Source organism: Escherichia sp. F1 (assembly GCF_046764225.1).
Taxonomy (GTDB): Bacteria; Pseudomonadota; Gammaproteobacteria; order Enterobacterales; family Enterobacteriaceae; genus Escherichia; species Escherichia coli.
The window spans coordinates 3,901,801-3,928,707 of record NZ_CP177202.1 but is presented as its reverse complement, the minus strand read 5'-3'; the positions used below and the strand labels follow the sequence as shown (position 1 = coordinate 3,928,707).

Sequence of the window (26,907 nt, the reverse complement as noted above, 5' to 3'; positions counted from 1 at the left end):
ACTTAACCGTGGATGCAAGTCTAAGCCTACGAAGATAAACTCTGTTTCGCAAGGTGACTATACCACACTCATTTCTGCAATATCAGCGCCGCAACTGCACGTATTCCGTTACAATGGCCTCCTGATTCGAAAGGAGTTTTCTTATGGCGCTTAAAGCGACAATTTATAAATCGACGGTTAATGTGGCCGATCTCGACCGCAACCAGTTTCTCGATGCCTCTCTGACGCTGGCGCGCCATCCTTCAGAAACCCAGGAGCGCATGATGCTGCGCCTGCTGGCGTGGCTGAAATATGCTGATGAACGTCTGCAATTTACCCGTGGTTTGTGTGCCGATGATGAGCCGGAAGCGTGGCTGCGTAACGATCACCTGGGCATTGATTTGTGGATTGAGCTGGGGCTGCCGGATGAGCGGCGGATTAAGAAAGCCTGCACCCAGGCCGCAGAAGTGGCGCTGTTTACCTATAATAGTCGGGCGGCGCAAATCTGGTGGCAGCAAAATCAGAGCAAATGTGTGCAGTTTGCCAATCTTTCCATCTGGTATCTGGACGATGAACAACTGGCGAAAGTAAGCGCCTTTGCCGATCGTACCATGACGCTGCAGGCAACGATTCAGGATGGCGTGATCTGGTTATCGGATGATAAGAATAATCTGGAAGTGAACTTAACCGTCTGGCAACAACCTTCATGATTGTGATTTCCCGACATGTTGCTATCCCCGATGGTGAGCTTGAGATCACCGCCATTCGTGCGCAGGGCGCGGGCGGGCAGCATGTTAATAAGACCTCAACGGCTATTCATCTGCGTTTTGACATTCGGGCGTCCAGCCTGCCAGAGTATTACAAAGAACGTCTGCTCGCCGCCAGCCATCACTTGATCAGCAGTGATGGGGTGATTGTCATTAAGGCACAGGAATACCGCAATCAGGAGCTCAACCGCGAAGCGGCGCTGGCCCGGCTGGTGGCAGTGATTAAAGATTTAACAACAGAACAAAAAGCCCGACGACCCACGCGGCCCACCCGCGCATCAAAAGAGCGCAGGCTGGCATCGAAAGCACAAAAATCAAGCGTGAAGGCGATGCGCGGCAAAGTGCGCAGCGGTCGGGAATAAAAAGAAGGAATGGATGGTGAAAAAAGCGATAGTGACAGCGATGGCTGTAATCAGCCTCTTTACTCTGATGGGATGTAATAATCGGGCCGAAGTCGATACGCTTTCTCCGGCACAGGCTGCCGAACTGAAACCGATGCCGCAAAGTTGGCGCGGCGTGCTGCCGTGTGCCGATTGCGAAGGAATCGAAACCTCTCTGTTCCTCGAAAAAGACGGAACCTGGGTGATGAATGAGCGCTATCTTGGTGCGCGTGAAGAGCCTTCCTCTTTCGCTTCCTACGGTACATGGGCGCGAACCGCTGACAAGCTGGTATTAACCGACAGCAAAGGTGAAAAGTCATATTATCGGGCGAAAGGAGATGCGCTGGAGATGCTCGATCGTGAAGGTAATCCGATTGAATCGCAGTTCAACTATACGCTGGAACCGGCACAATCCAGTTTACCCATGACGCCGATGACCCTGCGGGGCATGTATTTTTATATGGCTGATGCGGCGACCTTCACTGATTGCGCGACCGGAAAACGTTTCATGGTAGCGAATAACGCAGAGCTGGAGCGTGGCTACCTGGCTGCGCGCGGTCATAGTGAAAAACCGATGTTACTGTCATTAGAAGGGCACTTTACGCTTGAGGCTAATCCGGATACCGGTGCGCCAACCAAAGTATTAGCGCCCGATACGGCAGGTAAATTTTACCCGAACCAGGATTGCAGTAGTTTGGGGCAGTAATTGAAAGCCGGAGCATTCTCCGGCTTTCATCACTGAGTCAGCCCAACAAAGCGACCCGCCTTGATATAAATCCCAGGCTTCAGGTGCCCAACATACTGTAACTGCGTTTCTGGCTTAAACGCAGAGACATCACCAATACGCATATGCATCAGTGACAAATTCCGAACAAAACCACGACTTTTTGTCTCCTTCGCCCACACTGCTTAACTGCGCTTTCGCCAGGCCGCTGACGCACTGTTGACGAAAATCCTCGGAGAACGGATTCAGTGAGCACATCTGGCGAGTCACCATAAAGGGAATAAATTCGACAATGCCGCGATAGTTGTAACCGCTATCTTTAATTTTGTTGGCGAACGCGGTGATATCTGTGGCTTGTTGCGGAGTAAGGTCTGGGACTCGTAAGACGAAAAGTTTATCACTGTGCTTCATCGCTTTTTTAAGGGAAACAATCTGGACACCATCCCCTGTCGCTTCGGCAACGTTATTATCACCCAGATAGATTGCAACGTGACTCACAGAGGAAGTGCTGAAGACGCGGATTCCAAATGAGGTTACCCCAAGGTTTGAGGAGAACAGCAAATCGCCGGGTTTGAGATCAGGTTTCGTTATTTCTTTTATTGATTGTTCGGTGAAAGAGCTTTGATGCTGGAATTTGACTGCCCATGTTTTCGCCCCGGCATCTACCGCTGTGGCTGATGAGTCCGGCTGGCTGATATCTACGGTACAGGCCGAAAGGAAAAGAATGCAGGGGAGAAGCAGGCGGCAATGCGCCTTTGGTTTATCCATTTTATACAGTCCATGTAAAAAAGGGCCCTGAAATTCAGGACCCTTTCTGGCATCAGCCTTTAATCTGTTTCACCAGATATTCGACGATGTCACCAGTCTTAATTAACTGTTTCTCGCCGTTGCGACGATATTTATATTCGATATCGTCGTTGTCGAGGTTACGGTCGCCCAGCACAATAGTGTGCGGAATACCGATCAGTTCCATATCAGCAAACATCACGCCCGGACGCTCTTTGCGGTCATCCAGCAGCACTTCGATACCTTGTGCACGCAGTTCGCTGTACAGTTTCTCGGCCAGCTCCTGTACGCGGAAGGATTTGTGCATGTTCATCGGCAGAATCGCCACCTGGAACGGCGCGATAGCGTCAGGCCATACGATGCCGCGTTCGTCATAGTTCTGCTCAATTGCCGCAGCCACAACGCGCGTTACCCCGATACCGTAGCAACCCATCGTCAGGATTTGATTACGGCCATCTTCACCCTGAACGGAGGCTTTCAGTGCTTCGGAGTACTTGGTACCCAGCTGGAAGATGTGACCGACTTCGATACCACGTTTGATCAGCAGTGTACCCTGGCCATCCGGGCTTGGATCGCCCGCCACCACGTTACGGATATCAGCAATTTCTGGGGTAGCGACATCGCGATCCCAGTTGATGCCGAAGTAGTGTTTACCATCGATGTTAGCACCAGCAGCGAAATCACTCATCGCTGCAACGGTACGGTCAATCACCACCGGAATCGGCATGTTTACCGGACCCAGTGAACCCGGACCGGCTTTAACCACGGCACGAATTTCTTCTTCGGTCGCAAAAGTCAGCGGGCTGGCAACCTGCGGCAGTTTTTCTGCTTTAACTTCGTTCAGCTCGTGGTCACCACGCACCAGCAGCGCAACCAGCGGGAAGCTACTGCCTTCAACCGCTTTAACCAGCAGAGTCTTCACCGTTTTCTCAATCGGCAGATTGAACTGTTCAACCAGTTCCGCGATGGTTTTCGCGTTCGGCGTATCAACCAGCGTCATTTCCTGGGTAGCAGCAGCGCGCGGTTCTTTCGGCGCGATAGCTTCTGCCAGCTCAATGTTCGCTGCATAGTCAGAGGTGTCGGAGAAGACCACATCGTCTTCACCGCTCTGCGCCAGCACCTGGAATTCGTGAGAGGCGCTACCGCCGATAGAACCGGTGTCGGCCTGTACGGCGCGGAAATCCAGCCCCATGCGGCTGAAGATTTTGCTGTAGGCCGCATACATTGCATCGTAGGTTTCCTGCAGGGATTCCTGAGAAGTATGGAAAGAGTAAGCATCTTTCATCAGGAATTCGCGGGAACGCATGACGCCGAAACGCGGACGCACTTCGTCGCGGAACTTGGTCTGGATCTGATAGAAGTTCAGCGGCAGCTGTTTGTAAGAGCTAAGCTCGTTACGAATCAGGTCAGTGATAACTTCTTCATGAGTTGGGCCGAGTACGAACGGACGCTCGCCACGGTCAACAAAACGCAGCAGTTCCGGACCGTACTGTTCCCAACGACCACTCTCTTGCCACAAATCGGCTGGCTGAACCACCGGCATCGACACCTCGATCGCACCGGCGTTGTTCATCTCTTCACGCACGATGTTTTCGACTTTTTTCAGAACGCGCACGCCGGTCGGCAGCCAGGTATATAACCCGGAGGCCAGCTTGCGGATCATCCCGGCGCGCAGCATCAGCTGATGGCTGATCACCTCGGCGTCGGCAGGTGTCTCCTTGAGAGTGGAGAGCAGGTATTGGCTAGTACGCATGTTGTTACGGTTCCAGTTGGAAGGTAGAACAGGCTCAAGGCGAGCCTGGGACAAAAAAAGTGATTTAGTTTACCAGTGCAAAAGAAATGTCAAAAGAGAAGGGAGCGAATTTAACGCGGTTCCAGCGCAAAGACTTCAAAACCTGCGTCGGTGACGCGCCAGCGAACGTTAAAATCATGCAGCCAGACGGCATAGGTTTTGCCCGTTTCCTCACCTTTACGATAGGCCGGGCGCGGGTCCTGCGCCAGTACTTCGCGGATAAACAGCGTTAACTGCGGATAACGTTTCTCCAGCGTCAAAAGCTGCTTTTCGACCTCTGCGGTAAAGCTCACCGCCATCTCTGCCGCTGGCGCACTTTGCGCATAGCTGGCACTGGCATCGGGAAGCGATTCGGCAAAGGGGAGATACGGTTTGATATCCACCACCGGCGTACCATCGACCAGATCCAGACTGCCGAGCTTCAGAATCACGCTATCTTTATGGCAAACAACCTCTTTCAGCTCTACCAGCGACATACCAATCGGGTTAGGGCGGAAAGTGGAGCGCGTAGCGAAAACACCCATTCTGGCGTTACCGCCGAGGCGCGGTGGGCGCACAGTTGGACGCCAGCCGCCTTCCATCGTTTGATGAAAGACGAAAAGGATCCATAAATGGCTGAACGCTTCCAGGCCGCGAACGGCGTCGGCCTGGTTGTAGGGAGCAATGAGATGCAGTTCGCCTTTGGCGCTTTTTACCAGACCTGGCTGGCGCGGAACGGCGAATTTTTCTTTATAGGGCGAGCGAATAACGCCTATTTGCTCGAACTGGAAACTGCTCATTTCGCCGTAATGTTAAGCGCAGAACCGATACATACAGCCTGACGATAGCAGCCTGGCGTACCGCTGGTGACTTCGCAGCTATGCAGTAATACCGCATTGGCCTTCATTTTCGAGGCGTTGATTTGCATCCGCTTACGTGCGGTTGGAATGCTCGGCGGAGAGTCCTGATTAGAGGCCTGGCAAGAGTCGCCACTGACTTCACCGAGATCGCGGAACGGTTTGCCGACTAATTCTTCTGCATTGGTATAAATTCGGACCGGCGTGGCGCGCGGCGCTTTCGGTTTTGCAGGCTCCGCTTTCGGCTGGGGTGCAGTGCTTTGAACGGGTTCGACAGGGGATCTGCTTAACATGGAACAGCCGCTTAGCATGAGTGCTACTAAACAGATCGGTAAAGCACGCATAGTATTTCCTCAATGTATGATCAAAACGTCAATATTGAATCAGGAGCTTGTAGAAATGACAAGACGGGCAAGCGCCCGTCCTGAATGATATTACAAATTGTGGAAACAGCCTAAAAATTACCAGCCTTTAACAGCGCCGCCGTTAAACACTTTGTTTGCTGCTTCGTAAACTTCGTCAGACTGATAAGCCTGGACGAATTTCTTCACGTTCTCGGCGTCTTTGTTATCTTCACGCGTTACGATCAGGTTTACGTACGGGGACTCTTTATCTTCGACAAAGATACCGTCTTTCGCCGGAGTCAGGCCAATCTGGCTGGCATAGGTGGTATTGATAACTGCCAGAGCGATTTGCGCGTCGTCCAGAGAACGCGGCAGCTGCGGTGCTTCCAGCTCAACAATTTTCAGATTTTTGGGGTTCTCAACAACATCAAGAACGGTCGGCAGCAGGCCAACGCCATCTTTCAGTTTGATCAAGCCCACTTTTTGCAGCAGCAGCAGTGAACGACCAAGGTTAGTTGGGTCGTTTGGCACGGCAACCTGCGAACCATCCTGCAGTTCATCCAGTGATTTGATTTTCTTGGAGTAACCTGCAATCGGATAAACAAAAGTGTTGCCTACTGCGACCAGTTTGTAGCCACGATCTTTCAGTTGCTGATCAAGGTACGGTTTATGCTGGAAGGCGTTGGCGTCGATATCGCCTTTGCTCAATGCTTCGTTTGGCAGAACATAGTCGTTGAAGGTTACCAGCTCAACGTCCAGGCCATATTTGTCTTTCGCAACTTTCTGCGCGACTTCTGCAACCTGCTGTTCGGCACCAACAATCACGCCGACTTTAATGTGGTTTGGATCTTTTTCATCCTGACCGCAGCCTACCAGTGCCAGTGATCCAATCAGGGCTCCCACTGCCGCAAAGGTTTTGAATTTGAACGCCATACCTTATTCCTTCTTCAATTATTTATGTTGTGTTGAACGTTACTTGCGAGTGACAGCCCGGACGATGCGGTCGCCTGCGAACTGAATTAAATAAACCAGAATGACCAGCAATACCAGTACCGTATTCATCACCGTCGCGTTGTAGCCGATGTAGCCATACTGATAGCCAATCTGACCTAAACCACCGGCACCGACTGCACCACCCATCGCGGAATAACCGACCAGGGTAATAAGGGTGATAGTTGCCGCATTCACCAGACCCGGCAACGCTTCCGGTAACAGCACTTTACGGACGATCTGCATTGGCGTGGCACCCATTGCGCGGGAAGCTTCAATTAACCCGGTTGGGATCTCCAGCAGAGCGTTCTCGACCATACGGGCAATAAACGGTGCTGCACCAACGGTTAACGGAACAATCGCTGCCTGCAAACCAATCGATGTACCGACAATAACGCGGGTAAACGGAATCATCCATACCAGCAAGATAATGAACGGGATAGAACGGAAAATGTTCACAATCGCAGAAACGGTACGATACAGCTTCGCGTTAGCAATAATTTGCCCCGGGCGCGTAACATAAAGCAGGACGCCGACCGGCAGACCAATCACAAACCCAAAAAATCCGGATACGAAGGTCATTGCCAGCGTTTCCCATACGCCACGAACCAGCAGCCACATCATCGGCTCAGACATAACCCAGTACCTCTACTTTTACATGGTGTGCCTGCAGCCAGGCAATGGCGGCTTGCGTATCTTGTTGTGTGCCGTGCATTTCAGTCAGCATTATGCCGAACTTAACGCCACCGGCGTAATCCATCTGCGCGCTAATAATGTTGTTGTTGACGTTGAAACGACGCGCGGTTTCAGAAAGCAGTGGGGCATCGACCGATTGACCGGTAAACTCCAGACGCAGCATCGGCACGCAGTCAGTGAATGGCTCCGCTTGCAGACGCTCCTGATAATCTTCCGGGATATCCAGATGCAGGGTCGACTGAATAAACTTCTGCGCCAGCGGCGTTTTCGGATGCGAGAACACTTCACTTACCGTGTCCTGCTCGATCAGTTCGCCATTACTGATAACCGCCACGCAATCACAAATGCGCTTCACAACGTCCATTTCGTGGGTGATCAACAGAATCGTCAAACCCAGACGGCGGTTAATGTCTTTCAACAGTTCGAGAATAGAACGTGTCGTTGCCGGGTCCAGCGCGCTGGTGGCTTCATCACACAGCAATACTTTGGGATTGCTGGCTAATGCACGGGCAATCGCCACACGTTGTTTCTGCCCACCGGAAAGATTCGACGGGTAGCTATCATGCTTATCGCCAAGACCAACCAATGACAGCAATTCCGTCACGCGACGTTTGATCTCGTCTTTCGGTGTATTGTCCAGCTCCAGCGGCAGAGCCACGTTGCCAAAAACAGTACGCGAAGAGAGCAGGTTAAAATGCTGGAAAATCATACCAATCTGGCGGCGAGCTTTGGTCAACTCGGATTCTGACAGCGTGGTCAGTTCCTGTCCATCGACCAGCACGCTACCCTCGGTTGGGCGCTCCAGCAGGTTTACACAACGTATAAGCGTACTCTTACCCGCGCCTGAGGCACCGATAACGCCATAAATTTGCCCAGCTGGCACATGCAGGCTGACGTTGTTCAACGCCTGGATGGTGCGGGTGCCCTGGTGGAACACTTTGGTGATATTCGAAAGTTTTATCATTGATTATTTATTATCGTCATTAAGTTAGTCGTGGCATTTCGAATGCCTGAAACGGGCAACGCCGTCAATGAAATGGATGTTAAGGCATCCAGACGTCTAAATCAATCAGGTTTATGCGAAGAGCACTTTCTTGCAGGTCGAAACATGCGATACTAGCGTCACATGCCTTATTAAGGAGCTATAAAAGGTGGCGAAGAGCGTACCCGCAATTTTTCTTGACCGTGATGGCACCATTAATGTCGATCACGGCTATGTCCATGAGATCGATAACTTTGAATTTATCGACGGTGTTATTGACGCCATGCGCGAGCTAAAAAAAATGGGCTTCGCGCTGGTGGTAGTCACCAACCAGTCTGGCATTGCTCGCGGTAAATTTACTGAAGCACAGTTTGAAACGCTGACCGAGTGGATGGACTGGTCGCTGGCGGACCGCGATGTCGATCTGGATGGTATCTATTATTGCCCGCATCATCCGCAGGGTAGTGTTGAAGAGTTTCGCCAGGTCTGCGACTGCCGCAAACCACATCCGGGGATGCTTTTGTCAGCACGCGATTATTTGCATATTGATATGGCCGCTTCTTATATGGTGGGCGATAAATTAGAAGATATGCAGGCAGCGGCTGCGGCGAACGTGGGAACAAAAGTGCTGGTGCGTACGGGTAAACCTGTTACGCCTGAAGCAGAAAACGCGGCGGATTGGGTGTTAAATAGCCTGGCAGACCTGCCGCAAGCGATAAAAAAGCAGAAAAAACCGGCGTAATGATTAAAAGATGAGCGGTTGAAATAAAAATGCATTTTTCCGCTTGTCTTCCTGAGCCGACTCCCTATAATGCGCCTCCATCGACACGGCGGATGTGAATCACTTCACACAAACAGCCGGTTCGGTTGAAGAGAAAAATCCTGAAATTCAGGGTTGACTCTGAAAGAGGAAAGCGTAATATACGCCACCTCGCGACAGTGAGCTGAAAGCCGCGTCGCAACTGCTCTTTAACAATTTATCAGACAATCTGTGTGGGCACTCGAAGATACGGATTCTTAACGTCGCAAGACGAAAAATGAATACCAAGTCTCAAGAGTGAACACGTAATTCATTACGAAGTTTAATTCTTTGAGCATCAAACTTTTAAATTGAAGAGTTTGATCATGGCTCAGATTGAACGCTGGCGGCAGGCCTAACACATGCAAGTCGAACGGTAACAGAAAGCAGCTTGCTGCTTTGCTGACGAGTGGCGGACGGGTGAGTAATGTCTGGGAAACTGCCTGATGGAGGGGGATAACTACTGGAAACGGTAGCTAATACCGCATAACGTCGCAAGACCAAAGAGGGGGACCTTCGGGCCTCTTGCCATCGGATGTGCCCAGATGGGATTAGCTAGTAGGTGGGGTAACGGCTCACCTAGGCGACGATCCCTAGCTGGTCTGAGAGGATGACCAGCCACACTGGAACTGAGACACGGTCCAGACTCCTACGGGAGGCAGCAGTGGGGAATATTGCACAATGGGCGCAAGCCTGATGCAGCCATGCCGCGTGTATGAAGAAGGCCTTCGGGTTGTAAAGTACTTTCAGCGGGGAGGAAGGGAGTAAAGTTAATACCTTTGCTCATTGACGTTACCCGCAGAAGAAGCACCGGCTAACTCCGTGCCAGCAGCCGCGGTAATACGGAGGGTGCAAGCGTTAATCGGAATTACTGGGCGTAAAGCGCACGCAGGCGGTTTGTTAAGTCAGATGTGAAATCCCCGGGCTCAACCTGGGAACTGCATCTGATACTGGCAAGCTTGAGTCTCGTAGAGGGGGGTAGAATTCCAGGTGTAGCGGTGAAATGCGTAGAGATCTGGAGGAATACCGGTGGCGAAGGCGGCCCCCTGGACGAAGACTGACGCTCAGGTGCGAAAGCGTGGGGAGCAAACAGGATTAGATACCCTGGTAGTCCACGCCGTAAACGATGTCGACTTGGAGGTTGTGCCCTTGAGGCGTGGCTTCCGGAGCTAACGCGTTAAGTCGACCGCCTGGGGAGTACGGCCGCAAGGTTAAAACTCAAATGAATTGACGGGGGCCCGCACAAGCGGTGGAGCATGTGGTTTAATTCGATGCAACGCGAAGAACCTTACCTGGTCTTGACATCCACAGAACTTTCCAGAGATGGATTGGTGCCTTCGGGAACTGTGAGACAGGTGCTGCATGGCTGTCGTCAGCTCGTGTTGTGAAATGTTGGGTTAAGTCCCGCAACGAGCGCAACCCTTATCCTTTGTTGCCAGCGGTCCGGCCGGGAACTCAAAGGAGACTGCCAGTGATAAACTGGAGGAAGGTGGGGATGACGTCAAGTCATCATGGCCCTTACGACCAGGGCTACACACGTGCTACAATGGCGCATACAAAGAGAAGCGACCTCGCGAGAGCAAGCGGACCTCATAAAGTGCGTCGTAGTCCGGATTGGAGTCTGCAACTCGACTCCATGAAGTCGGAATCGCTAGTAATCGTGGATCAGAATGCCACGGTGAATACGTTCCCGGGCCTTGTACACACCGCCCGTCACACCATGGGAGTGGGTTGCAAAAGAAGTAGGTAGCTTAACCTTCGGGAGGGCGCTTACCACTTTGTGATTCATGACTGGGGTGAAGTCGTAACAAGGTAACCGTAGGGGAACCTGCGGTTGGATCACCTCCTTACCTTAAAGAAGCGTTCTTTGAAGTGCTCACACAGATTGTCTGATGAAAATGAGCAGTAAAACCTCTACAGGCTTGTAGCTCAGGTGGTTAGAGCGCACCCCTGATAAGGGTGAGGTCGGTGGTTCAAGTCCACTCAGGCCTACCAAATTTGCACGGCAAATTTGAAGAGGTTTTAACTACATGTTATGGGGCTATAGCTCAGCTGGGAGAGCGCCTGCTTTGCACGCAGGAGGTCTGCGGTTCGATCCCGCATAGCTCCACCATCTCTGTAGTGATTAAATAAAAAATACTTCAGAGTGTACCTGCAAAGGTTCACTGCGAAGTTTTGCTCTTTAAAAATCTGGATCAAGCTGAAAATTGAAACACTGAACAACGAAAGTTGTTCGTGAGTCTCTCAAATTTTCGCAACACGATGATGAATCGAAAGAAACATCTTCGGGTTGTGAGGTTAAGCGACTAAGCGTACACGGTGGATGCCCTGGCAGTCAGAGGCGATGAAGGACGTGCTAATCTGCGATAAGCGTCGGTAAGGTGATATGAACCGTTATAACCGGCGATTTCCGAATGGGGAAACCCAGTGTGATTCGTCACACTATCATTAACTGAATCCATAGGTTAATGAGGCGAACCGGGGGAACTGAAACATCTAAGTACCCCGAGGAAAAGAAATCAACCGAGATTCCCCCAGTAGCGGCGAGCGAACGGGGAGGAGCCCAGAGCCTGAATCAGTGTGTGTGTTAGTGGAAGCGTCTGGAAAGGCGCGCGATACAGGGTGACAGCCCCGTACACAAAAATGCACATACTGTGAGCTCGATGAGTAGGGCGGGACACGTGGTATCCTGTCTGAATATGGGGGGACCATCCTCCAAGGCTAAATACTCCTGACTGACCGATAGTGAACCAGTACCGTGAGGGAAAGGCGAAAAGAACCCCGGCGAGGGGAGTGAAAAAGAACCTGAAACCGTGTACGTACAAGCAGTGGGAGCCTCTTTATGGGGTGACTGCGTACCTTTTGTATAATGGGTCAGCGACTTATATTCTGTAGCAAGGTTAACCGAATAGGGGAGCCGAAGGGAAACCGAGTCTTAACTGGGCGTTAAGTTGCAGGGTATAGACCCGAAACCCGGTGATCTAGCCATGGGCAGGTTGAAGGTTGGGTAACACTAACTGGAGGACCGAACCGACTAATGTTGAAAAATTAGCGGATGACTTGTGGCTGGGGGTGAAAGGCCAATCAAACCGGGAGATAGCTGGTTCTCCCCGAAAGCTATTTAGGTAGCGCCTCGTGAATTCATCTCCGGGGGTAGAGCACTGTTTCGGCAAGGGGGTCATCCCGACTTACCAACCCGATGCAAACTGCGAATACCGGAGAATGTTATCACGGGAGACACACGGCGGGTGCTAACGTCCGTCGTGAAGAGGGAAACAACCCAGACCGCCAGCTAAGGTCCCAAAGTCATGGTTAAGTGGGAAACGATGTGGGAAGGCCCAGACAGCCAGGATGTTGGCTTAGAAGCAGCCATCATTTAAAGAAAGCGTAATAGCTCACTGGTCGAGTCGGCCTGCGCGGAAGATGTAACGGGGCTAAACCATGCACCGAAGCTGCGGCAGCGACACTATGTGTTGTTGGGTAGGGGAGCGTTCTGTAAGCCTGTGAAGGTGTGCTGTGAGGCATGCTGGAGGTATCAGAAGTGCGAATGCTGACATAAGTAACGATAAAGCGGGTGAAAAGCCCGCTCGCCGGAAGACCAAGGGTTCCTGTCCAACGTTAATCGGGGCAGGGTGAGTCGACCCCTAAGGCGAGGCCGAAAGGCGTAGTCGATGGGAAACAGGTTAATATTCCTGTACTTGGTGTTACTGCGAAGGGGGGACGGAGAAGGCTATGTTGGCCGGGCGACGGTTGTCCCGGTTTAAGCGTGTAGGCTGATTTTCCAGGCAAATCCGGAAAATCAAGGCTGAGGCGTGATGACGAGGCACTACGGTGCTGAAGCAACAAATGCCCTGCTTCCAGGAAAAGCCTCTAAGCATCAGGTAACATCAAATCGTACCCCAAACCGACACAGGTGGTCAGGTAGAGAATACCAAGGCGCTTGAGAGAACTCGGGTGAAGGAACTAGGCAAAATGGTGCCGTAACTTCGGGAGAAGGCACGCTGATATGTAGGTGAAGTCCCTTGCGGATGGAGCTGAAATCAGTCGAAGATACCAGCTGGCTGCAACTGTTTATTAAAAACACAGCACTGTGCAAACACGAAAGTGGACGTATACGGTGTGACGCCTGCCCGGTGCCGGAAGGTTAATTGATGGGGTTAGCGGTAACGCGAAGCTCTTGATCGAAGCCCCGGTAAACGGCGGCCGTAACTATAACGGTCCTAAGGTAGCGAAATTCCTTGTCGGGTAAGTTCCGACCTGCACGAATGGCGTAATGATGGCCAGGCTGTCTCCACCCGAGACTCAGTGAAATTGAACTCGCTGTGAAGATGCAGTGTACCCGCGGCAAGACGGAAAGACCCCGTGAACCTTTACTATAGCTTGACACTGAACATTGAGCCTTGATGTGTAGGATAGGTGGGAGGCTTTGAAGTGTGGACGCCAGTCTGCATGGAGCCGACCTTGAAATACCACCCTTTAATGTTTGATGTTCTAACGTTGGCCCCTGATCGGGGTTGCGGACAGTGTCTGGTGGGTAGTTTGACTGGGGCGGTCTCCTCCTAAAGAGTAACGGAGGAGCACGAAGGTTGGCTAATCCTGGTCGGACATCAGGAGGTTAGTGCAATGGCATAAGCCAGCTTGACTGCGAGCGTGACGGCGCGAGCAGGTGCGAAAGCAGGTCATAGTGATCCGGTGGTTCTGAATGGAAGGGCCATCGCTCAACGGATAAAAGGTACTCCGGGGATAACAGGCTGATACCGCCCAAGAGTTCATATCGACGGCGGTGTTTGGCACCTCGATGTCGGCTCATCACATCCTGGGGCTGAAGTAGGTCCCAAGGGTATGGCTGTTCGCCATTTAAAGTGGTACGCGAGCTGGGTTTAGAACGTCGTGAGACAGTTCGGTCCCTATCTGCCGTGGGCGCTGGAGAACTGAGGGGGGCTGCTCCTAGTACGAGAGGACCGGAGTGGACGCATCACTGGTGTTCGGGTTGTCATGCCAATGGCACTGCCCGGTAGCTAAATGCGGAAGAGATAAGTGCTGAAAGCATCTAAGCACGAAACTTGCCCCGAGATGAGTTCTCCCTGAGACTTTAAGTCTCCTGAAGGAACGTTGAAGACGACGACGTTGATAGGCCGGGTGTGTAAGCGCAGCGATGCGTTGAGCTAACCGGTACTAATGAACCGTGAGGCTTAACCTTACAACGCCGAAGATGTTTTGGCGGATGAGAGAAGATTTTCAGCCTGATACAGATTAAATCAGAACGCAGAAGCGGTCTGATAAAACAGAATTTGCCTGGCGGCCGTAGCGCGGTGGTCCCACCTGACCCCATGCCGAACTCAGAAGTGAAACGCCGTAGCGCCGATGGTAGTGTGGGGTCTCCCCATGCGAGAGTAGGGAACTGCCAGGCATCAAATTTAGCAGTAAGCCGGTCATCAAACCGGTGGTTGTAAAAGAATTCGGTGGAGCGGTAGTTCAGTCGGTTAGAATACCTGCCTGTCACGCAGGGGGTCGCGGGTTCGAGTCCCGTCCGTTCCGCCAATTATTAAGAAGCCTCGAGTTAACGCTCGAGGTTTTTTTTCGTCTGGATATCTATTATTGCCAGAATCGCAAAAATCCTCTGCGTTTTACGCTCTTTTTCCGCAACAGTCTGAAGCCCATAATCACCTCAGTTAACGAAAATAGCATTAAAAGAGGCATATTATGGCTATCCCTGCATTTGGTTTAGGTACTTTCCGTCTGAAAGACGACGTTGTTATTTCATCTGTGAAAACGGCGCTTGAACTTGGTTATCGCGCAATTGATACCGCACAAATCTATGATAACGAAGCCGCAGTAGGTCAGGCGATTGCAGAAAGTGGCGTGCCACGTCATGAACTCTACATCACCACTAAAATCTGGATTGAAAATCTCAGCAAAGACAAATTGATCCCGAGTCTGAAAGAGAGCCTGCAAAAATTGCGTATCGATTATGTTGATCTGACGCTAATCCACTGGCCGTCACCAAACGATGAAGTCTCTGTTGAAGAGTTTATGCAGGCGCTGCTGGAAGCCAAAAAACAAGGGCTGACGCGTGAGATCGGTATTTCCAACTTCACGATCCCATTGATGGAAAAGGCGATTGCTGCTGTTGGCGCTGAAAACATCGCTACTAACCAGATTGAACTCTCTCCTTATCTGCAAAACCGTAAAGTGGTTGCCTGGGCTAAACAGCACGGCATCCATATTACTTCCTATATGACACTGGCGTATGGTAAGGCCCTGAAAGATGAGGTTATTGCTCGTATCGCAGCTAAACACAATGCGACTCCGGCACAAGTGATTCTGGCGTGGGCTATGGGGGAAGGTTACTCAGTAATTCCTTCTTCTACTAAACGTAAAAACCTGGAAAGTAATCTTAAGGCACAAAATTTACAGCTTGATGCCGAAGATAAAAAAGCGATCGCCGCACTGGATTGCAACGACCGCCTGGTTAGCCCGGAAGGTCTGGCTCCTGAATGGGATTAAGCCTCTCTGACAGCTCCTCCGGGAGCTGTTTTTACATGCTCGCTAAGGAAATCGATAAAAGCCCGGATGCGCGTACTTACCGCACGGTCGCTGTAATAGACTGCACTGAATGGCATTTCCACTGGCAACACTTTATCTGCCATTAGCTCCACCAATTCTCCGCGAGCGATTTCTCTGTCGATCATGTAGTCGGACAAACACGCAATCCCGTTGCCACTCAGGCAAAGCTGTTTCAGTGTTTCCCCACTATTGGATGACAAACCGTACTTCACCTCATGTAATTGTCCATCGCTACAGGCTATCGGCCAGGTATTGAGGGAAGCGGGTTCAGTGAATCCCAGGCAAACATGTTGCTTTAAATCGTCGATCGTTTCTGGCTTCCCATAGCGGGAAATATAATCGGGGGAGGCTATAATTTTTCGATAACTGTTAAATAACGGCCTGGCACGTAAGCTGGAATCCGTTAACGTACCGGCGCGTATCGCGACATCCACTTTTCTTTCGATCAAATTAATAATCGTTTCGGAGGAGACTAGTGATAAAGTGACTTCCGGATAGCGTTCACGGAAAGGCTTAATCAACGGCATCAGAAAGTGCAGCACTACTGGAGTTGCGGCATCGATGCGCAACAGTCCACGCGGTGTATTACGCGTCTCCATAATTTCTGATTCTGCCGCTGCCATCTCCTGCAAAATTGACTGTACGCGACGAAAATAACGCTCGCCTTCTTCCGTCAGGCTAAGTTGCCGCGTGGTCCGATTAAGCAGGCTAACGCCAAGTTTCATCTCCAGCTTCTTCACCGCCCGGCTTACCGCTGAGTTTGCTTGCCCTAATTGTTCCGCTGCCCGGCTAAAGCTGCCGCTTTCGACGACCGAAACAAAAATGGCGAGTTCTTCCGACGTGGCTTTCATTTTTGCTCCTGTTGCAAAATAGATGAGATATTTTGAATTTATTTGTCATTAAACCATCAGGATGCGTGATATGTCATCCGATTTAATGTTCTCAATAATGAGCAAATTTCTGACCGGTGTAAGCACTTGCTTACATAACAATATACAATTGCTCGTTGAAAGAGTGAGCTAAAATCCCTATAACAGTAGAACCCTCCCGAGTGCGGAAGGGTTGACGTAATAGAGGTTTCAAAGTCAAAAGTGCGAAAAAACACCTATGCCATGCGCTATGTTGCCGGACAACCTGCGGAAAGGATCTTACCGCCGGGGTCTTTTGCGAGCATCGGCCAGGCATTACCACCCGGAGAACCGTTAAGTACCGAAGAGCGTATTCGGATCCTGGTGTGGAACATATACAAACAGCAACGCGCTGAATGGTTGTCGGTATTAAAGAACTACGGCAAAGATGCACATCTGGTGTTATTGCAGGAAGCGCAGACAACGCCAGAGTTAGTACAGTTTGCGACCGCTAACTATCTTGCCGCCGATCAGGTACCCGCTTTCGTGCTGCCACAACATCCTTCTGGCGTAATGACCCTTTCGGCGGCACATCCAGTGTATTGCTGCCCGTTACGTGAACGAGAACCCATTTTGCGTCTGGCGAAGTCGGCACTGGTGACGGTCTATCCATTACCTGACACCCGCCTGTTGATGGTGGTTAATATACACGCCGTCAACTTCAGTCTGGGCGTGGATGTTTATAGTAAGCAGTTACTTCCTATTGGCGATCAGATAGCTCATCACAGCGGCCCGGTCATTATGGCGGGAGATTTCAATGCCTGGAGCCGTAGAAGGATGAACGCGTTATATCGCTTTGCGCGGGAAATGTCGCTGCGCCAGGTGCGTTTTACCGACGATCAGCGCCGTCGGGCGTTTGGTCGCCCGCTCGATTTTGTTTTTTACCGTGGTCTGAACGTCAGCGAAGCTTCTGTACTGGTTACGCGCGCTTCCGATCACAATCCGCTACTCGTTGAATTCAGTCCCGGCAAGCCTGATAAATAAGGTATGTCAGGTCTGCCACAGGGCAGACCAACGTTTGGCGCTGCCCTTTTATACTCAAACAACAAAAGGACAGCGCAATGACATCACAATCCCACCATGACCACGTAGAAAAGCAGTTTAGCTCTCAAGCTAGCGAATATCTGACTAGTACCGTACATGCATCCGGACGGGATTTACAGCGCCTGGCGGTGCGTCTGGCTGATTATCCTGATGCAAGTGTACTTGATATGGGCTGCGGAGCAGGGCATGCCAGCTTTGTCGCTGCGCAGAACGTGAGCGCGGTGGTGGCGTATGACTTATCTGCCCACATGCTGGATGTCGTGGCACAAGCTGCCGAAGCCCGGCAACTGAAAAATATCACCACCCGCCAGGGTTATGTCGAAAGTCTGCCATTTGCCGATAACGCATTTGATATTGTTATCAGCCGTTATTCTGCCCATCACTGGCATGATGTTGGTGCAGCACTGCGAGAAGTGAATAGGATATTGAAACCTGGCGGTAGGCTGATTGTGATGGACGTAATGTCTCCGGGGCACCCAGTGCGCGACGTCTGGTTACAGACGGTAGAAGCATTACGCGATACCTCTCACGTACGAAACTACGCCAGCGGTGAGTGGTTGACGTTAATCAATGAAGCCAATCTGATAGTTGATAATTTAATTACAGATAAGTTACCGCTGGAATTTTCTTCATGGGTCGCGAGAATGCGTACGCCAGAAGCGTTAGTAGACGCTATTCGCATTTACCAACAGAGCGCATCGACAGAGGTGAAAACGTATTTTGCCTTGCAGAATGATGGCTCTTTCACCAGTGATATCATCATGGTAGAAGCACATAAAGCAGCATAAATAAAAAAGGCACCAGGGGAATCGGTGCCTTTTATTATCTGGTTTGTCAGGAATCTGGCATGTTGTTGTTTTTCACAAACAACGTCAGCTTATCGCCTGGTTGCAGATTCGCAGTATCGCTGTTCCAGCGCATCACATCTTTGATGTTCACGCCGTGGCGTTTAGCAATGCTTGAAAGCGAATCGCCTTTGCGCACACGATACGTAATGCTATCGCTGTTGTTTGCCAACCGCTGTGCGCTACTACCTGCGCCAATCGTCAAGCTTTGGCCTGGCTTCAGCTTAGATCCGCGCAGTTTGTTCCACTGCTGCAAATCTTTGGTGCTAACGCCGAGACGTGAAGCGATACTTGAAAGCGTGTCGCCAGAGCGTACGGTGTAAACACGGCTGTTAAGCGGCGTATTGTCGGCAACCAGCGTCGACTGTACAGCAGCAATTTCGCCCGAAGCCAGAGATTCACGCAGTTGATCTGCATGCTTCTTTGGCACCATCACGTACTGCGGACCACTTGCGCCCAGCGTGGAGCCTTTCACGCCAGCGTTGAATGTCTTCAGCTTGCTGACGGAAATCCCCGCCATATCTGCAACCTTCGCCATTTCAACTGGGCTGCTCAGGTGCACACGCGCCAGAGCACGGCTTTCATCGGTCGTTGGCAGACGTACGCCATAACGCTTGCTGTTTTTGAGAATATCACTCAATGCCAGCATTTTAGGCACGTACTGCTTCGTTTCCTGCGGCAACGGTAACGACCAGAAGTCCGTGGATTTCCCACGCGCTTTGTTCGTTTTAATTGCCTTCATGACTCGACCTTCGCCGCTGTTATAAGCCGCTACGGTCAGAAGCCAGTCGCCGTCAAACATCTTGTTCAGACGCTGCATCATGTTCAGCGCGGCAGTTGTTGAAGCAACAACATCGCGACGCGCGTCATAATTGCGGGTCTGTTTCAAACCATAATTGCGCCCCGTGCTCGGAATGATCTGCCAGATGCCTGCTGCATTGGCGCCAGACGTTGCGTGAGGATCAAAAGCGCTCTCCACTATGGGTAGTAGTACCAGTTCCATAGGCATGTTACGTTTTTTAACTTGCCCGGCTATCCAGTACATATACGGCTCTGCCCGTAAAGTTACATCGTGGAGATAGCTCTTATTGCGTAAATATTTCTGTTTCTGTTCGCGAATCCGGTCATTTTCCGGAATTCCCATCTTTAGCTCGTCGCCAATGAAAGCCCACAAGTCACCATCTGGCGCGATAGACGTCCCATCGTCCATCCATCGTGCCTGACTTGTAAACTTTGCTGCTTCCCCTTGACCAGCTGCAGAAAGGCTCTGTGCGTGCTGTTGAACGTTGCCGGTACTCTGGCAACCCACGAGCAGGACAGAGGCGAGTAATATCGCTTTTGCCTTCATGTGTGTGTCAATAGTTGCTTAAAAGACGACCGATCATAACGGCGAACGGAGCCGATGACAAGAAAGTTTTATCAGAACCTATCTTTCTTTGACCTTAACCATGCAAAACGCTCTTCAGGTTGTTGCAATAATGTTTCTTCATTAATTACATTAATTAAATCAATATCTTCCGTTCTTAAAAAAACATTAATTTGCCGCTCATTTTTCAGAATTACGGGTAGTGTTATTTGATTTTTTGCCCGTAACTCCTTAACTTTACGATAATAATCATTTATGGACAAATCGTGCGGAAGAATACTCAAAGCAAACTTCATATTTGATAACGTGTATTCATGAGCACAACATACCAATGTATCGTCAGGTAACGCACTTAACTTTTTAATTGATTGATACATTTGTGATGGTGTCCCTTCAAACAACCGACCACACCCACCAGAAAACAGCGTGTCGCCGCAAAATAGATAAGGTTTACTGAAGTAACAGATATGTCCTAAAGTGTGACCCGGTGTGGCAATTACACTAAATTCATGCCCCAAAACGAAGGCAGTTTCGCCATCTTTGACTACCTGTGTTGTTCCCTTATCTTGTGTCTCTTGTGGACCATACACCACAATTTGCGGAAACTTTTTCACCAGTTCTTTTACGCCGCCAACGTGATCGTGGTGATGGTGGGTGAGAAATATGGCCTCCGGTTGCCAGTTATTGGCGGCAATGGCGTTTAATACTGGCTCTGCGTCTCCGGGATCGACAATCAGGCAGCGACCTGCTTCATCATTCAAAACCCAGATGTAATTGTCATCAAAGGCGGGAATACTGTTAAGATTCATAGATTACCTCTCAGTGTGAAACGGAAGGTTGTGATGAAACCGGCAAGAGTCCCTCAAACTGTCGTGGCTCCTGATTGCTGGGGCGATTTGCCCTGGGGAGAGCTTTATCGCAAGGCGCTGGAGCGCCAGCTCAACCCGTGGTTCACTAAAATGTATGGTTTTCATCTGCTTAAGATTGGCAATTTAAGCGCAGAAATCAATTGCGAAGCGTGCGCGGTTTCTCATCAAGTGAATGTTTCTGCGCAAGGACTGCCCGTCCAGGTGCAGGCGGACCCACTTCATCTTCCTTTTGCCGATAAATCCGTTGATGTTTGTCTACTGGCACATACATTGCCGTGGTGCACCGATCCGCATCGTTTATTGCGTGAAGCCGATCGGGTATTGATTGATGATGGCTGGCTGGTGATTAGTGGCTTCAATCCCATAAGTTTAATGGGATTACGCAAACTTGTGCCGGTATTGCGCAAAACCTCGCCCTATAACAGCCGGATGTTTACTCTGATGCGGCAGCTGGACTGGCTCTCTTTGTTGAATTTTGAAGTGCTACACGCCAGCCGTTTCCACGTTCTCCCGTGGAACAAACACGGTGGAAAACTATTGAATGCGCATATTCCTGCGCTTGGTTGCTTACAACTTATTGTCGCCCGGAAACGGACTATTCCTTTAACGCTAAATCCGATGAAACAGAGTAAAAACAAGCCACGAATTCGCCAGGCGGTTGGAGCCACCCGGCAATGTCGTAAACCACAGGCTTAAACTTCGACTTGATAGCCCGTATCTTCCAGTGTGGGATTCATCGCTGCGGCACGAGCCAGTTCATCGCAACGTTCGTTTTCCGGGTGTCCGGCATGGCCTTTAACCCATTCCCATTTGATTTGATGCTGCCCCAGCGCAGCATCAAGACGTTGCCAGAGATCGACATTTTTTACTGGTTTTTTGTCTGCTGTTTTCCAGCCACGTTTTTTCCAGTTATGGATCCACTGGGTGATACCCTGGCGGACATACTGGCTGTCGGTACTCAAAATGACTTCGCAATGTTCTTTTAACGCCTCCAGCGCGACAATAGCGGCCATCAACTCCATACGGTTGTTGGTGGTGCGGGTGTAGCCTGCGCTAAAGGTTTTCTCGCGTCCGCGATAGCGTAAAATAGCGCCGTAACCCCCAGGTCCAGGATTGCCCAGACACGAACCATCGGTGAAAATTTCTACCTGTTTAAGCATCTCTGGTAGACTTCCTGTAATTGAATCGAACTGTAAAACGACAAGTCTGACATAAATGACCGCTATGAGCACTGCAATTACACGCCAGATCGTTCTCGATACCGAAACTACCGGTATGAACCAGATTGGTGCGCACTATGAAGGCCACAAGATCATTGAGATTGGTGCCGTTGAGGTGGTGAACCGTCGCCTGACGGGCAATAACTTCCATGTTTATCTCAAACCCGATCGGCTGGTGGATCCGGAAGCCTTTGGCGTACATGGTATTGCCGATGAGTTTTTGCTCGATAAGCCCACGTTTGCCGAGGTTGCCGATGAGTTCATGGACTATATCCGCGGCGCGGAGCTCGTGATCCATAACGCAGCGTTCGATATCGGCTTTATGGACTACGAGTTTTCGTTGCTTAAGCGCGATATTCCGAAGACCAATACCTTCTGTAAGGTCACCGATAGCCTTGCGGTGGCGAGGAAAATGTTTCCCGGTAAGCGCAACAGCCTCGATGCGTTATGTGCCCGCTACGAAATAGATAACAGTAAACGAACGCTGCACGGGGCATTACTCGATGCCCAGATCCTTGCGGAAGTTTATCTGGCGATGACTGGTGGTCAAACGTCGATGGCTTTTGCGATGGAAGGAGAGACACAACAGCAACAAGGTGAAGCAACAATCCAGCGCCTTGTACGTCAGGCAAGTAAGTTACGCGTTGTTTTTGCGACAGATGAAGAGCTTGCAGCACATGAAGCCCGTCTCGATCTGGTGCAGAAAAAGGGCGGAAGCTGCCTCTGGCGGGCATAAATACATGTAAAAGGCGCTAAAAATAGCGACTTGGGCGATTTTTGCAGCAAACGATTCAAAAGAAGAGAAAAACCGTTGACGAAGGGTGAGGCAATCCGTAATATTCGCCTCGTTCCCAACGGAAAGCAACGCGGAGCGGTAGTTCAGTCGGTTAGAATACCTGCCTGTCACGCAGGGGGTCGCGGGTTCGAGTCCCGTCCGTTCCGCCAATATTCAGAAAGCCCGAATCATTACTGATTCGGGCTTTCGTCGTTTTGGTGAAGCGAGAATTTTTCACTCCGCAAGTAAAACGAATATGATTTAAAAAATGGCCAGATAATATAAATTCTGGCCACTTCTGTTACTCCAGCGCATCCCATTTTTCCAGCAGTTCTACTGGAATTTCATTTATTACCTCCGAGAAGCGTTTTCCGACCAGGCGTTCTGCCTGGCGCAGCAAAGGAATGGTCGGGCTGCTCGGTTCGCTGTGCTCAAACCAGCGACGGATGACACGCAGGCGTTCCAGCGCGTCGTTCCGGTCGCGGATCTGCCGGGGTTCTGCGCCGGACATCGGTGATATTTCCTCCGAGATATGCACCGGTAGCGCAATCTGCTCTGATGATATCTCTTCAGTATGAACGATGGTGGTGCTCTCCGGCTGTTCAGCCACTGGTTGTGGCAGGATCTCCGGCGTGGTGGTCCGTATCGCTCCCGGCAACAGGGCCAGCAATTGTGTCAGACGGGATAGGTTCGGTGCCTGGTCATTCAGCGTTTCACGCGCATGGCGTTGCAGCCGCTCAGTGGTCTCTGCGGCCTGGCGAAAGGCATCCAGCGGCAGTGTGCCGCGCGCCTCCAGGTCGGCCAGTTGCTGGCGTACCGATTCTGGTGCCAGCGCATCCGCCGGGCGTGATGCAGACAGCGAACGCTCCACATCCCGTACCTGAAGGCGTATGGCAGCATTGTTTGACAGTGTAATGCCACGAATATCCGCTATTACGCCTTCATGGTCCAGCAACGCCGCCAGGGCGTTACTACGTGCCACTGCCGCCTCTTCGGCGGTGATATCTTCAGTCGCGAGCAGTTGAGGATGGATGGCGTTCGGGTACGTGGCGCACAACGTTTCCAGCAGCGCGAGCGCCTCCGCCAGTCCCCTGGCACCGGCCTGCTGGATACGGCAGCGCAGCAGGACAACCAGAATGCGGATATCTTTGCTGCGCGTCAGCAGTCGGCAGGCATCCCGCTCAAGCTCCGCCCAGTTAATGGTTTCCGGCGTACTGACAAAATCGCCGTATTGCGCTTCTTCACGCGGTGCGGCGCGCGTGAACAGTAGCAGGTATTCCGGATCGTACTCCAGATCCGGGCCGCAGGGGCATTCTGCCGAAATTGGGTCAGACAGGGATGTATCCATTAAATTATCCTCAGTGCGCCAGGTAGTGTTCTGGTTCGAAAATCATGCCCGTCACCGGGTTTTCGTGCATGGCTTTACCCGCCCATGCGGTCCAGCCCAGTTGGTACGAACCACCGGTAACAGCCGGAGGGGCGGCGTGGGGCTTTAGCTGTAGCTCAATTTCCCAGCAGTATTCAAAACCGCTAAAGGCGCGGACCAGTTCTGTCAGGACTGGCAGGTTATTGCCGCCAGGCAGAAAACGTCGGTAATCCTCCAGCGTCAGCGGGCCGATAACCAGCCGGAACTTATACTGCATGTCCGGCACGGCCTGGCCGATGAGTGCACCGTTGCCAATAACGGAAGAGGGGGCTGGCATCCCCAGCCGGGTGATCTCATCGTCCGCCACGGCTATCCAGTGCAGGACATACTCCTGTATCCGGAAAGGTACACCGAAATAGTGCGCCAGCGTGGTGGCCAGACCGTCCGGATTGCGGGACTCACGCACCAGATGGGCCGATGCCGCCAGGCGAGCGTGATCCGGCAACGGGCTGTCGGCGCTCTCCCGCAAATCCTGCCCGCTGAGGCTGGCGATATAAAAGGCAAAACGGTCATGTTGTGGTTTATCCAGACCGCCCCCAGCGGACTGGGCGCTGCGCCATGCCTGGTAAAACTGCGTCAGCCAGCGGTGATGAAAAAGATCAGAAAAACGGGTTAGCGTCGGGTCTCTTCGGCTTTCAGTCCGGTTGCGCGCCAGTTCGGTGTAGTGCAGCGGCAGTGGACCGTTCGGCCCCCACAGCCCGAGACTGTACAAACTGATGTGCAGCCGCTCTTCCTGCCAGCTCACACTGGCGATTTCCCGTGGCGCAAAGGTCAGCGCGGGAGTTTGTCCGAGGCGAAATTTTTCCATCCGTGGTTGCCAGGTGTTGCCCGCCGGAACGGTACACAAGTGCACATCCACGCGGCGCATCAGGTTCAGAAAACCGTAACGCCAGGGGGTTTCCTGCGCCTGAGTGAAATCGTCGCTCATACGCTTCCCCGCTGTCCCGCCCTGGCAGGCCAGGTCATAATTTTGCCGCGCTGCATGCTGTGCAGCGTCATCTGCGAGAAGGTATTAATGGAAACATGACGGGCGATATAGTGTTCCAACACCAGACCGAACAGATACGGACTGATACCGGAGAACCCCTCCTCATCCACGGTCAGCTCACAACTGACGCCGCGCCCATAGACCAGCAGCCCGGAACCGGGCAGACGGCGGGTGACCGGGGTGGTGTTGCAGCCAATCAGGCTGCGCACCTGGCGCGACTGCGGACTGTCATGCGCCGGAATAAACAGGTTAAGCAGATCGCGCAGCGCCTGACCACCAGTACGGTGATCCAGATCGGCCAGCGGCAGATAGTTAAAGGATAACTGGCGGATCAACCGCCAGGCCATTTCACGTTCAGCCAGCGGAGGCTGCGGCGGACGCGGCGGACGGATAAGCCCCACGCCCGCCACCGGGATGGCCGCATCCACGGTCAGATCGTCCCGTCCATTGCGGGCAATAAGACAGGGCAGATCGCGGTTGGTGACCATAGCCGTGATGGTGATATGGCGCAGATTTTCCGGGTACGGCGCTTCATACTGGTCAACCAGCGACAGGAACACTTCTGATCCTGTATAGGAGGTGCGGGTGCCATAGCGGCGGGCATTTTCCGACAACCGGCGCGGCTCCCGGCGCAGGGAAAAATAACGTCCGTGACTGCCTTCATCATTATTGCGGGTGTGGTAGAGCGGGCGAAAGGCCATCTTCCGTGTGGTGTCAGTTTCCAGCCCTTCCACTTCCTGGACCGAGAACACCTCATAATCCAGCGGATGGGTTCTGTCCACCACCAGATGCTGTTCCGTCGTGCTGTGCGTGACATCGATCCGGGCGGCGACGCGGGGAAACAGGTTGATAACCGGGGTACAGAACAGACTGAACTGTGCCGCGTTTGTCTGGTGGATCAGCCAGTCCGGCGGCAGGCGGTTCAGCAGGATAACAATCTCCGCCACGCCGCCGTCAATTTTCTGTAACCCGGCAGACAGGCCTGTCGGGGTGAAAAAAAAGAAGCGTTCCGGACAGGTAAAATATTCATATAGCAGGTTATGGCCGTGAAACACATTCCACGCCAGCGGCAACAGTCCCTGATCCGGATCCAGGCCTTCGTACATAACGGGCTGTTTCAGATTCACATCCAGTGCGCCGTCAAAATGCCCCGGAATGCCAGCCAGGCTCGCGATGGCGCTGGTATGCAGTAGTTCGAACAGGTGTGAGGCCGTGCGCTCCTCGCCGCAGAGATAAAATGGCAGCTTGTTCAGCCCTGCAAGCTGACTGAACGTCAGTTCACCAAAGGTGCGCAGGGTAATACGCAGCGCACCAGCGACGTGAATGTTGGCTGGCAGGTAGCGGTGCAGGGCAGGCATATCCGGCGGCGCGGCGGTCAGCCGCACCTCTTCGATGGCAAGCGGCCACAGCGTCACATTCTGGCTGCTACGAAACTGGCAGGCGGTACTTTCGCCTTCCGGAATGGCGGAAAAAAAGGCCGTGTTGCGCGGGACGGTGAATCCCTTCGCCAGATCGCCTTCTTCCGGATTGGGATGAAGCTGCGCCACGCTCATTGAGGGCGTGGGTGTGACGTAATTGGGGCTGACCACTTCCAGCAGACGCTGGGTGAAACGGGGGAATTCAGCGTCAATTTTTAGCTGCGTGCGGGCGGTCAGGAAGCTGAAGGCCTCGACCATTCGCTCCACATACGGATCGGCAATATCCGTTCCCTGCATACCCAGTCGGGCGGCGACTTTAGGATGACGGGCGGCAAATTCGGCTCCCGTTTCCCGCAGATAGCTCAGTTCGCGGTTGTAGTATTCCAGTAGCCGTGGATCCATCGGT

22 protein-coding genes, 4 tRNA genes, 3 rRNA genes and 1 pseudogene are annotated in these 26,907 nt (G+C 52.0%); 16 read left to right on the top strand and 14 right to left on the bottom strand.

All coding sequences use genetic code 11. The annotated features are described in order from the left end of the window. The first annotated feature begins 143 nt into the window (after positions 1-143). The 3 genes from ACK8NJ_RS18900 to nlpE are packed head-to-tail and all read left to right on the top strand — an operon-like array spanning position 144 to position 1,832. Positions 144-689, top strand: a complete 546-nt coding sequence (locus ACK8NJ_RS18900; protein ID WP_411961875.1) for a YaeQ family protein — start codon at positions 144-146, stop codon at positions 687-689. After that, positions 686-1,108: an alternative ribosome rescue aminoacyl-tRNA hydrolase ArfB gene (gene arfB / locus ACK8NJ_RS18895; RefSeq protein WP_000635534.1), complete on the top strand. Its 423-nt coding sequence runs from the start codon at positions 686-688 to the stop codon at positions 1,106-1,108. Before ACK8NJ_RS18900 ends, arfB begins: the two co-directional genes overlap by 4 nt. Positions 1,109-1,121: 13 nt before the next feature. Further along, the gene (gene nlpE, locus ACK8NJ_RS18890; RefSeq protein ID WP_000239177.1) at positions 1,122-1,832 is read left to right on the top strand and encodes an envelope stress response activation lipoprotein NlpE; all 711 of its coding nucleotides are present in this window, start codon (positions 1,122-1,124) and stop codon (positions 1,830-1,832) included. Positions 1,833-1,861: 29 nt separating this feature from the next. Here nlpE and ACK8NJ_RS18885 read toward each other — a convergent pair. The 7 genes and pseudogenes from ACK8NJ_RS18885 to metN form a co-directional block, all read right to left on the bottom strand. Continuing rightward, positions 1,862-2,618, bottom strand: a pseudogene (locus ACK8NJ_RS18885) (YaeF family permuted papain-like enzyme). Positions 2,619-2,670: 52 nt separating this feature from the next. After that, a complete protein-coding gene (gene proS / locus ACK8NJ_RS18880; RefSeq protein ID WP_001260708.1) occupies positions 2,671-4,389 on the bottom strand; it encodes a proline--tRNA ligase in 1,719 nt (572 codons plus the stop codon). A gap of 110 nt (positions 4,390-4,499) precedes the next feature. After that, entirely contained in the window at positions 4,500-5,207 is a 708-nt protein-coding gene (gene tsaA / locus ACK8NJ_RS18875; protein WP_000093995.1) for a tRNA (N6-threonylcarbamoyladenosine(37)-N6)-methyltransferase TrmO, read from the bottom strand. Next, positions 5,204-5,608 (bottom strand): Rcs stress response system protein RcsF, encoded by a 405-nt coding sequence (gene rcsF, locus ACK8NJ_RS18870; protein ID WP_001202329.1) that lies wholly within the window; start codon positions 5,606-5,608, stop codon positions 5,204-5,206. Before rcsF ends, tsaA begins: the two co-directional genes overlap by 4 nt. A 117-nt stretch (positions 5,609-5,725) precedes the next feature. Further along, positions 5,726-6,541, bottom strand: a complete 816-nt coding sequence (gene metQ, locus ACK8NJ_RS18865) for a methionine ABC transporter substrate-binding lipoprotein MetQ (protein WP_000874226.1) — start codon at positions 6,539-6,541, stop codon at positions 5,726-5,728. A gap of 39 nt (positions 6,542-6,580) precedes the next feature. After that, entirely contained in the window at positions 6,581-7,234 is a 654-nt protein-coding gene (locus ACK8NJ_RS18860) for a methionine ABC transporter permease MetI (RefSeq protein ID WP_001294600.1), read from the bottom strand. Then, positions 7,227-8,258 carry a methionine ABC transporter ATP-binding protein MetN gene (gene metN, locus ACK8NJ_RS18855; RefSeq protein WP_000593993.1) on the bottom strand — a complete coding sequence of 344 codons (1,032 nt, stop codon included), beginning with the start codon at positions 8,256-8,258 and terminating at the stop codon, positions 7,227-7,229. Before metN ends, ACK8NJ_RS18860 begins: the two co-directional genes overlap by 8 nt. 187 nt (positions 8,259-8,445) lie before the next feature. Between metN and gmhB the strand changes: the two genes are divergently transcribed. The 8 genes from gmhB (at position 8,446) to dkgB (ending at position 15,582) form a co-directional block, all read left to right on the top strand. Beyond that, positions 8,446-9,018, top strand: coding sequence for a D-glycero-beta-D-manno-heptose 1,7-bisphosphate 7-phosphatase (gmhB, locus tag ACK8NJ_RS18850; RefSeq protein WP_001140177.1), 573 nt, complete (start codon positions 8,446-8,448; stop codon positions 9,016-9,018). 365 nt (positions 9,019-9,383) lie between these two features. Then, positions 9,384-10,925 (top strand): 16S ribosomal RNA (locus tag ACK8NJ_RS18845). A 68-nt stretch (positions 10,926-10,993) separates the two neighbouring features. After that, positions 10,994-11,070, top strand: a tRNA-Ile gene (locus ACK8NJ_RS18840). Positions 11,071-11,112: 42 nt separating this feature from the next. After that, a tRNA-Ala gene (locus ACK8NJ_RS18835) sits at positions 11,113-11,188 on the top strand. A 183-nt stretch (positions 11,189-11,371) separates the two neighbouring features. Next, a 23S ribosomal RNA gene (locus ACK8NJ_RS18830) occupies positions 11,372-14,275 on the top strand. Between the two features lie 94 nt (positions 14,276-14,369). Continuing rightward, positions 14,370-14,485: ribosomal RNA gene (gene rrf / locus ACK8NJ_RS18825) — 5S ribosomal RNA — on the top strand. Together the 16S, 23S and 5S rRNA genes with 3 tRNA genes alongside form the textbook arrangement of a ribosomal RNA operon. Positions 14,486-14,539: 54 nt before the next feature. Further along, positions 14,540-14,616, top strand: a tRNA-Asp gene (locus tag ACK8NJ_RS18820). A 162-nt stretch (positions 14,617-14,778) separates the two neighbouring features. Beyond that, a complete protein-coding gene (dkgB, locus tag ACK8NJ_RS18815; RefSeq protein WP_022645201.1) occupies positions 14,779-15,582 on the top strand; it encodes a 2,5-didehydrogluconate reductase DkgB in 804 nt (267 codons plus the stop codon). On the opposite strand, the gene yafC is transcribed toward dkgB, so the two are convergent. Further along, a complete protein-coding gene (gene yafC, locus ACK8NJ_RS18810; protein WP_000648583.1) occupies positions 15,579-16,493 on the bottom strand; it encodes a DNA-binding transcriptional regulator YafC in 915 nt (304 codons plus the stop codon). The two genes, dkgB and yafC, sit on opposite strands and share 4 nt — an antisense overlap. Before the next feature lie 240 nt (positions 16,494-16,733). Here yafC and ACK8NJ_RS18805 point away from each other — a divergent pair, with 240 nt between their 5' ends. Both ACK8NJ_RS18805 and ACK8NJ_RS18800 read left to right on the top strand, forming a co-directional pair. Beyond that, positions 16,734-17,534, top strand: coding sequence for an endonuclease/exonuclease/phosphatase family protein (locus ACK8NJ_RS18805; RefSeq protein ID WP_001230983.1), 801 nt, complete (start codon positions 16,734-16,736; stop codon positions 17,532-17,534). A 77-nt stretch (positions 17,535-17,611) separates the two neighbouring features. Continuing rightward, the gene (locus ACK8NJ_RS18800) at positions 17,612-18,382 is read left to right on the top strand and encodes a class I SAM-dependent methyltransferase (RefSeq protein WP_328180298.1); all 771 of its coding nucleotides are present in this window, start codon (positions 17,612-17,614) and stop codon (positions 18,380-18,382) included. A gap of 46 nt (positions 18,383-18,428) precedes the next feature. Here ACK8NJ_RS18800 and mltD read toward each other — a convergent pair whose 3' ends face one another. Then, positions 18,429-19,787 carry a murein transglycosylase D gene (mltD, locus tag ACK8NJ_RS18795; RefSeq protein WP_000644685.1) on the bottom strand — a complete coding sequence of 453 codons (1,359 nt, stop codon included), beginning with the start codon at positions 19,785-19,787 and terminating at the stop codon, positions 18,429-18,431. A 71-nt stretch (positions 19,788-19,858) separates the two neighbouring features. Then, the gene (gene gloB, locus ACK8NJ_RS18790; RefSeq protein WP_151407104.1) at positions 19,859-20,614 is read right to left on the bottom strand and encodes a hydroxyacylglutathione hydrolase; all 756 of its coding nucleotides are present in this window, start codon (positions 20,612-20,614) and stop codon (positions 19,859-19,861) included. A gap of 33 nt (positions 20,615-20,647) precedes the next feature. Here gloB and ACK8NJ_RS18785 point away from each other — a divergent pair, with 33 nt between their 5' ends. Further along, positions 20,648-21,370, top strand: coding sequence for a class I SAM-dependent methyltransferase (locus tag ACK8NJ_RS18785; RefSeq protein WP_001308373.1), 723 nt, complete (start codon positions 20,648-20,650; stop codon positions 21,368-21,370). Here the strand turns inward: ACK8NJ_RS18785 and rnhA are convergent. Continuing rightward, positions 21,367-21,834, bottom strand: coding sequence for a ribonuclease HI (gene rnhA, locus ACK8NJ_RS18780; protein ID WP_000917883.1), 468 nt, complete (start codon positions 21,832-21,834; stop codon positions 21,367-21,369). The genes ACK8NJ_RS18785 and rnhA overlap by 4 nt on opposite strands. Before the next feature lie 64 nt (positions 21,835-21,898). Here rnhA and dnaQ point away from each other — a divergent pair, with 64 nt between their 5' ends. Continuing rightward, a complete protein-coding gene (gene dnaQ, locus ACK8NJ_RS18775; protein WP_001301976.1) occupies positions 21,899-22,630 on the top strand; it encodes a DNA polymerase III subunit epsilon in 732 nt (243 codons plus the stop codon). A 132-nt stretch (positions 22,631-22,762) separates the two neighbouring features. Further along, positions 22,763-22,839: transfer RNA gene (locus tag ACK8NJ_RS18770), tRNA-Asp, on the top strand. 131 nt (positions 22,840-22,970) lie between these two features. On the opposite strand, the gene ACK8NJ_RS18765 is transcribed toward ACK8NJ_RS18770, so the two are convergent. The 3 genes from ACK8NJ_RS18765 to tssF are packed head-to-tail and all read right to left on the bottom strand — an operon-like array spanning position 22,971 to position 26,903. Beyond that, positions 22,971-24,017, bottom strand: a complete 1,047-nt coding sequence (locus tag ACK8NJ_RS18765; protein WP_024230292.1) for an ImpA family type VI secretion system protein — start codon at positions 24,015-24,017, stop codon at positions 22,971-22,973. Between the two features lie 10 nt (positions 24,018-24,027). Next, entirely contained in the window at positions 24,028-25,023 is a 996-nt protein-coding gene (gene tssG, locus ACK8NJ_RS18760; protein WP_001278438.1) for a type VI secretion system baseplate subunit TssG, read from the bottom strand. Beyond that, positions 25,020-26,903: a type VI secretion system baseplate subunit TssF gene (tssF, locus tag ACK8NJ_RS18755; protein WP_411961874.1), complete on the bottom strand. Its 1,884-nt coding sequence runs from the start codon at positions 26,901-26,903 to the stop codon at positions 25,020-25,022. The genes tssG and tssF overlap by 4 nt, the downstream gene beginning before the upstream one ends. Between the last annotated feature and the right edge of the window lie 4 nt (positions 26,904-26,907).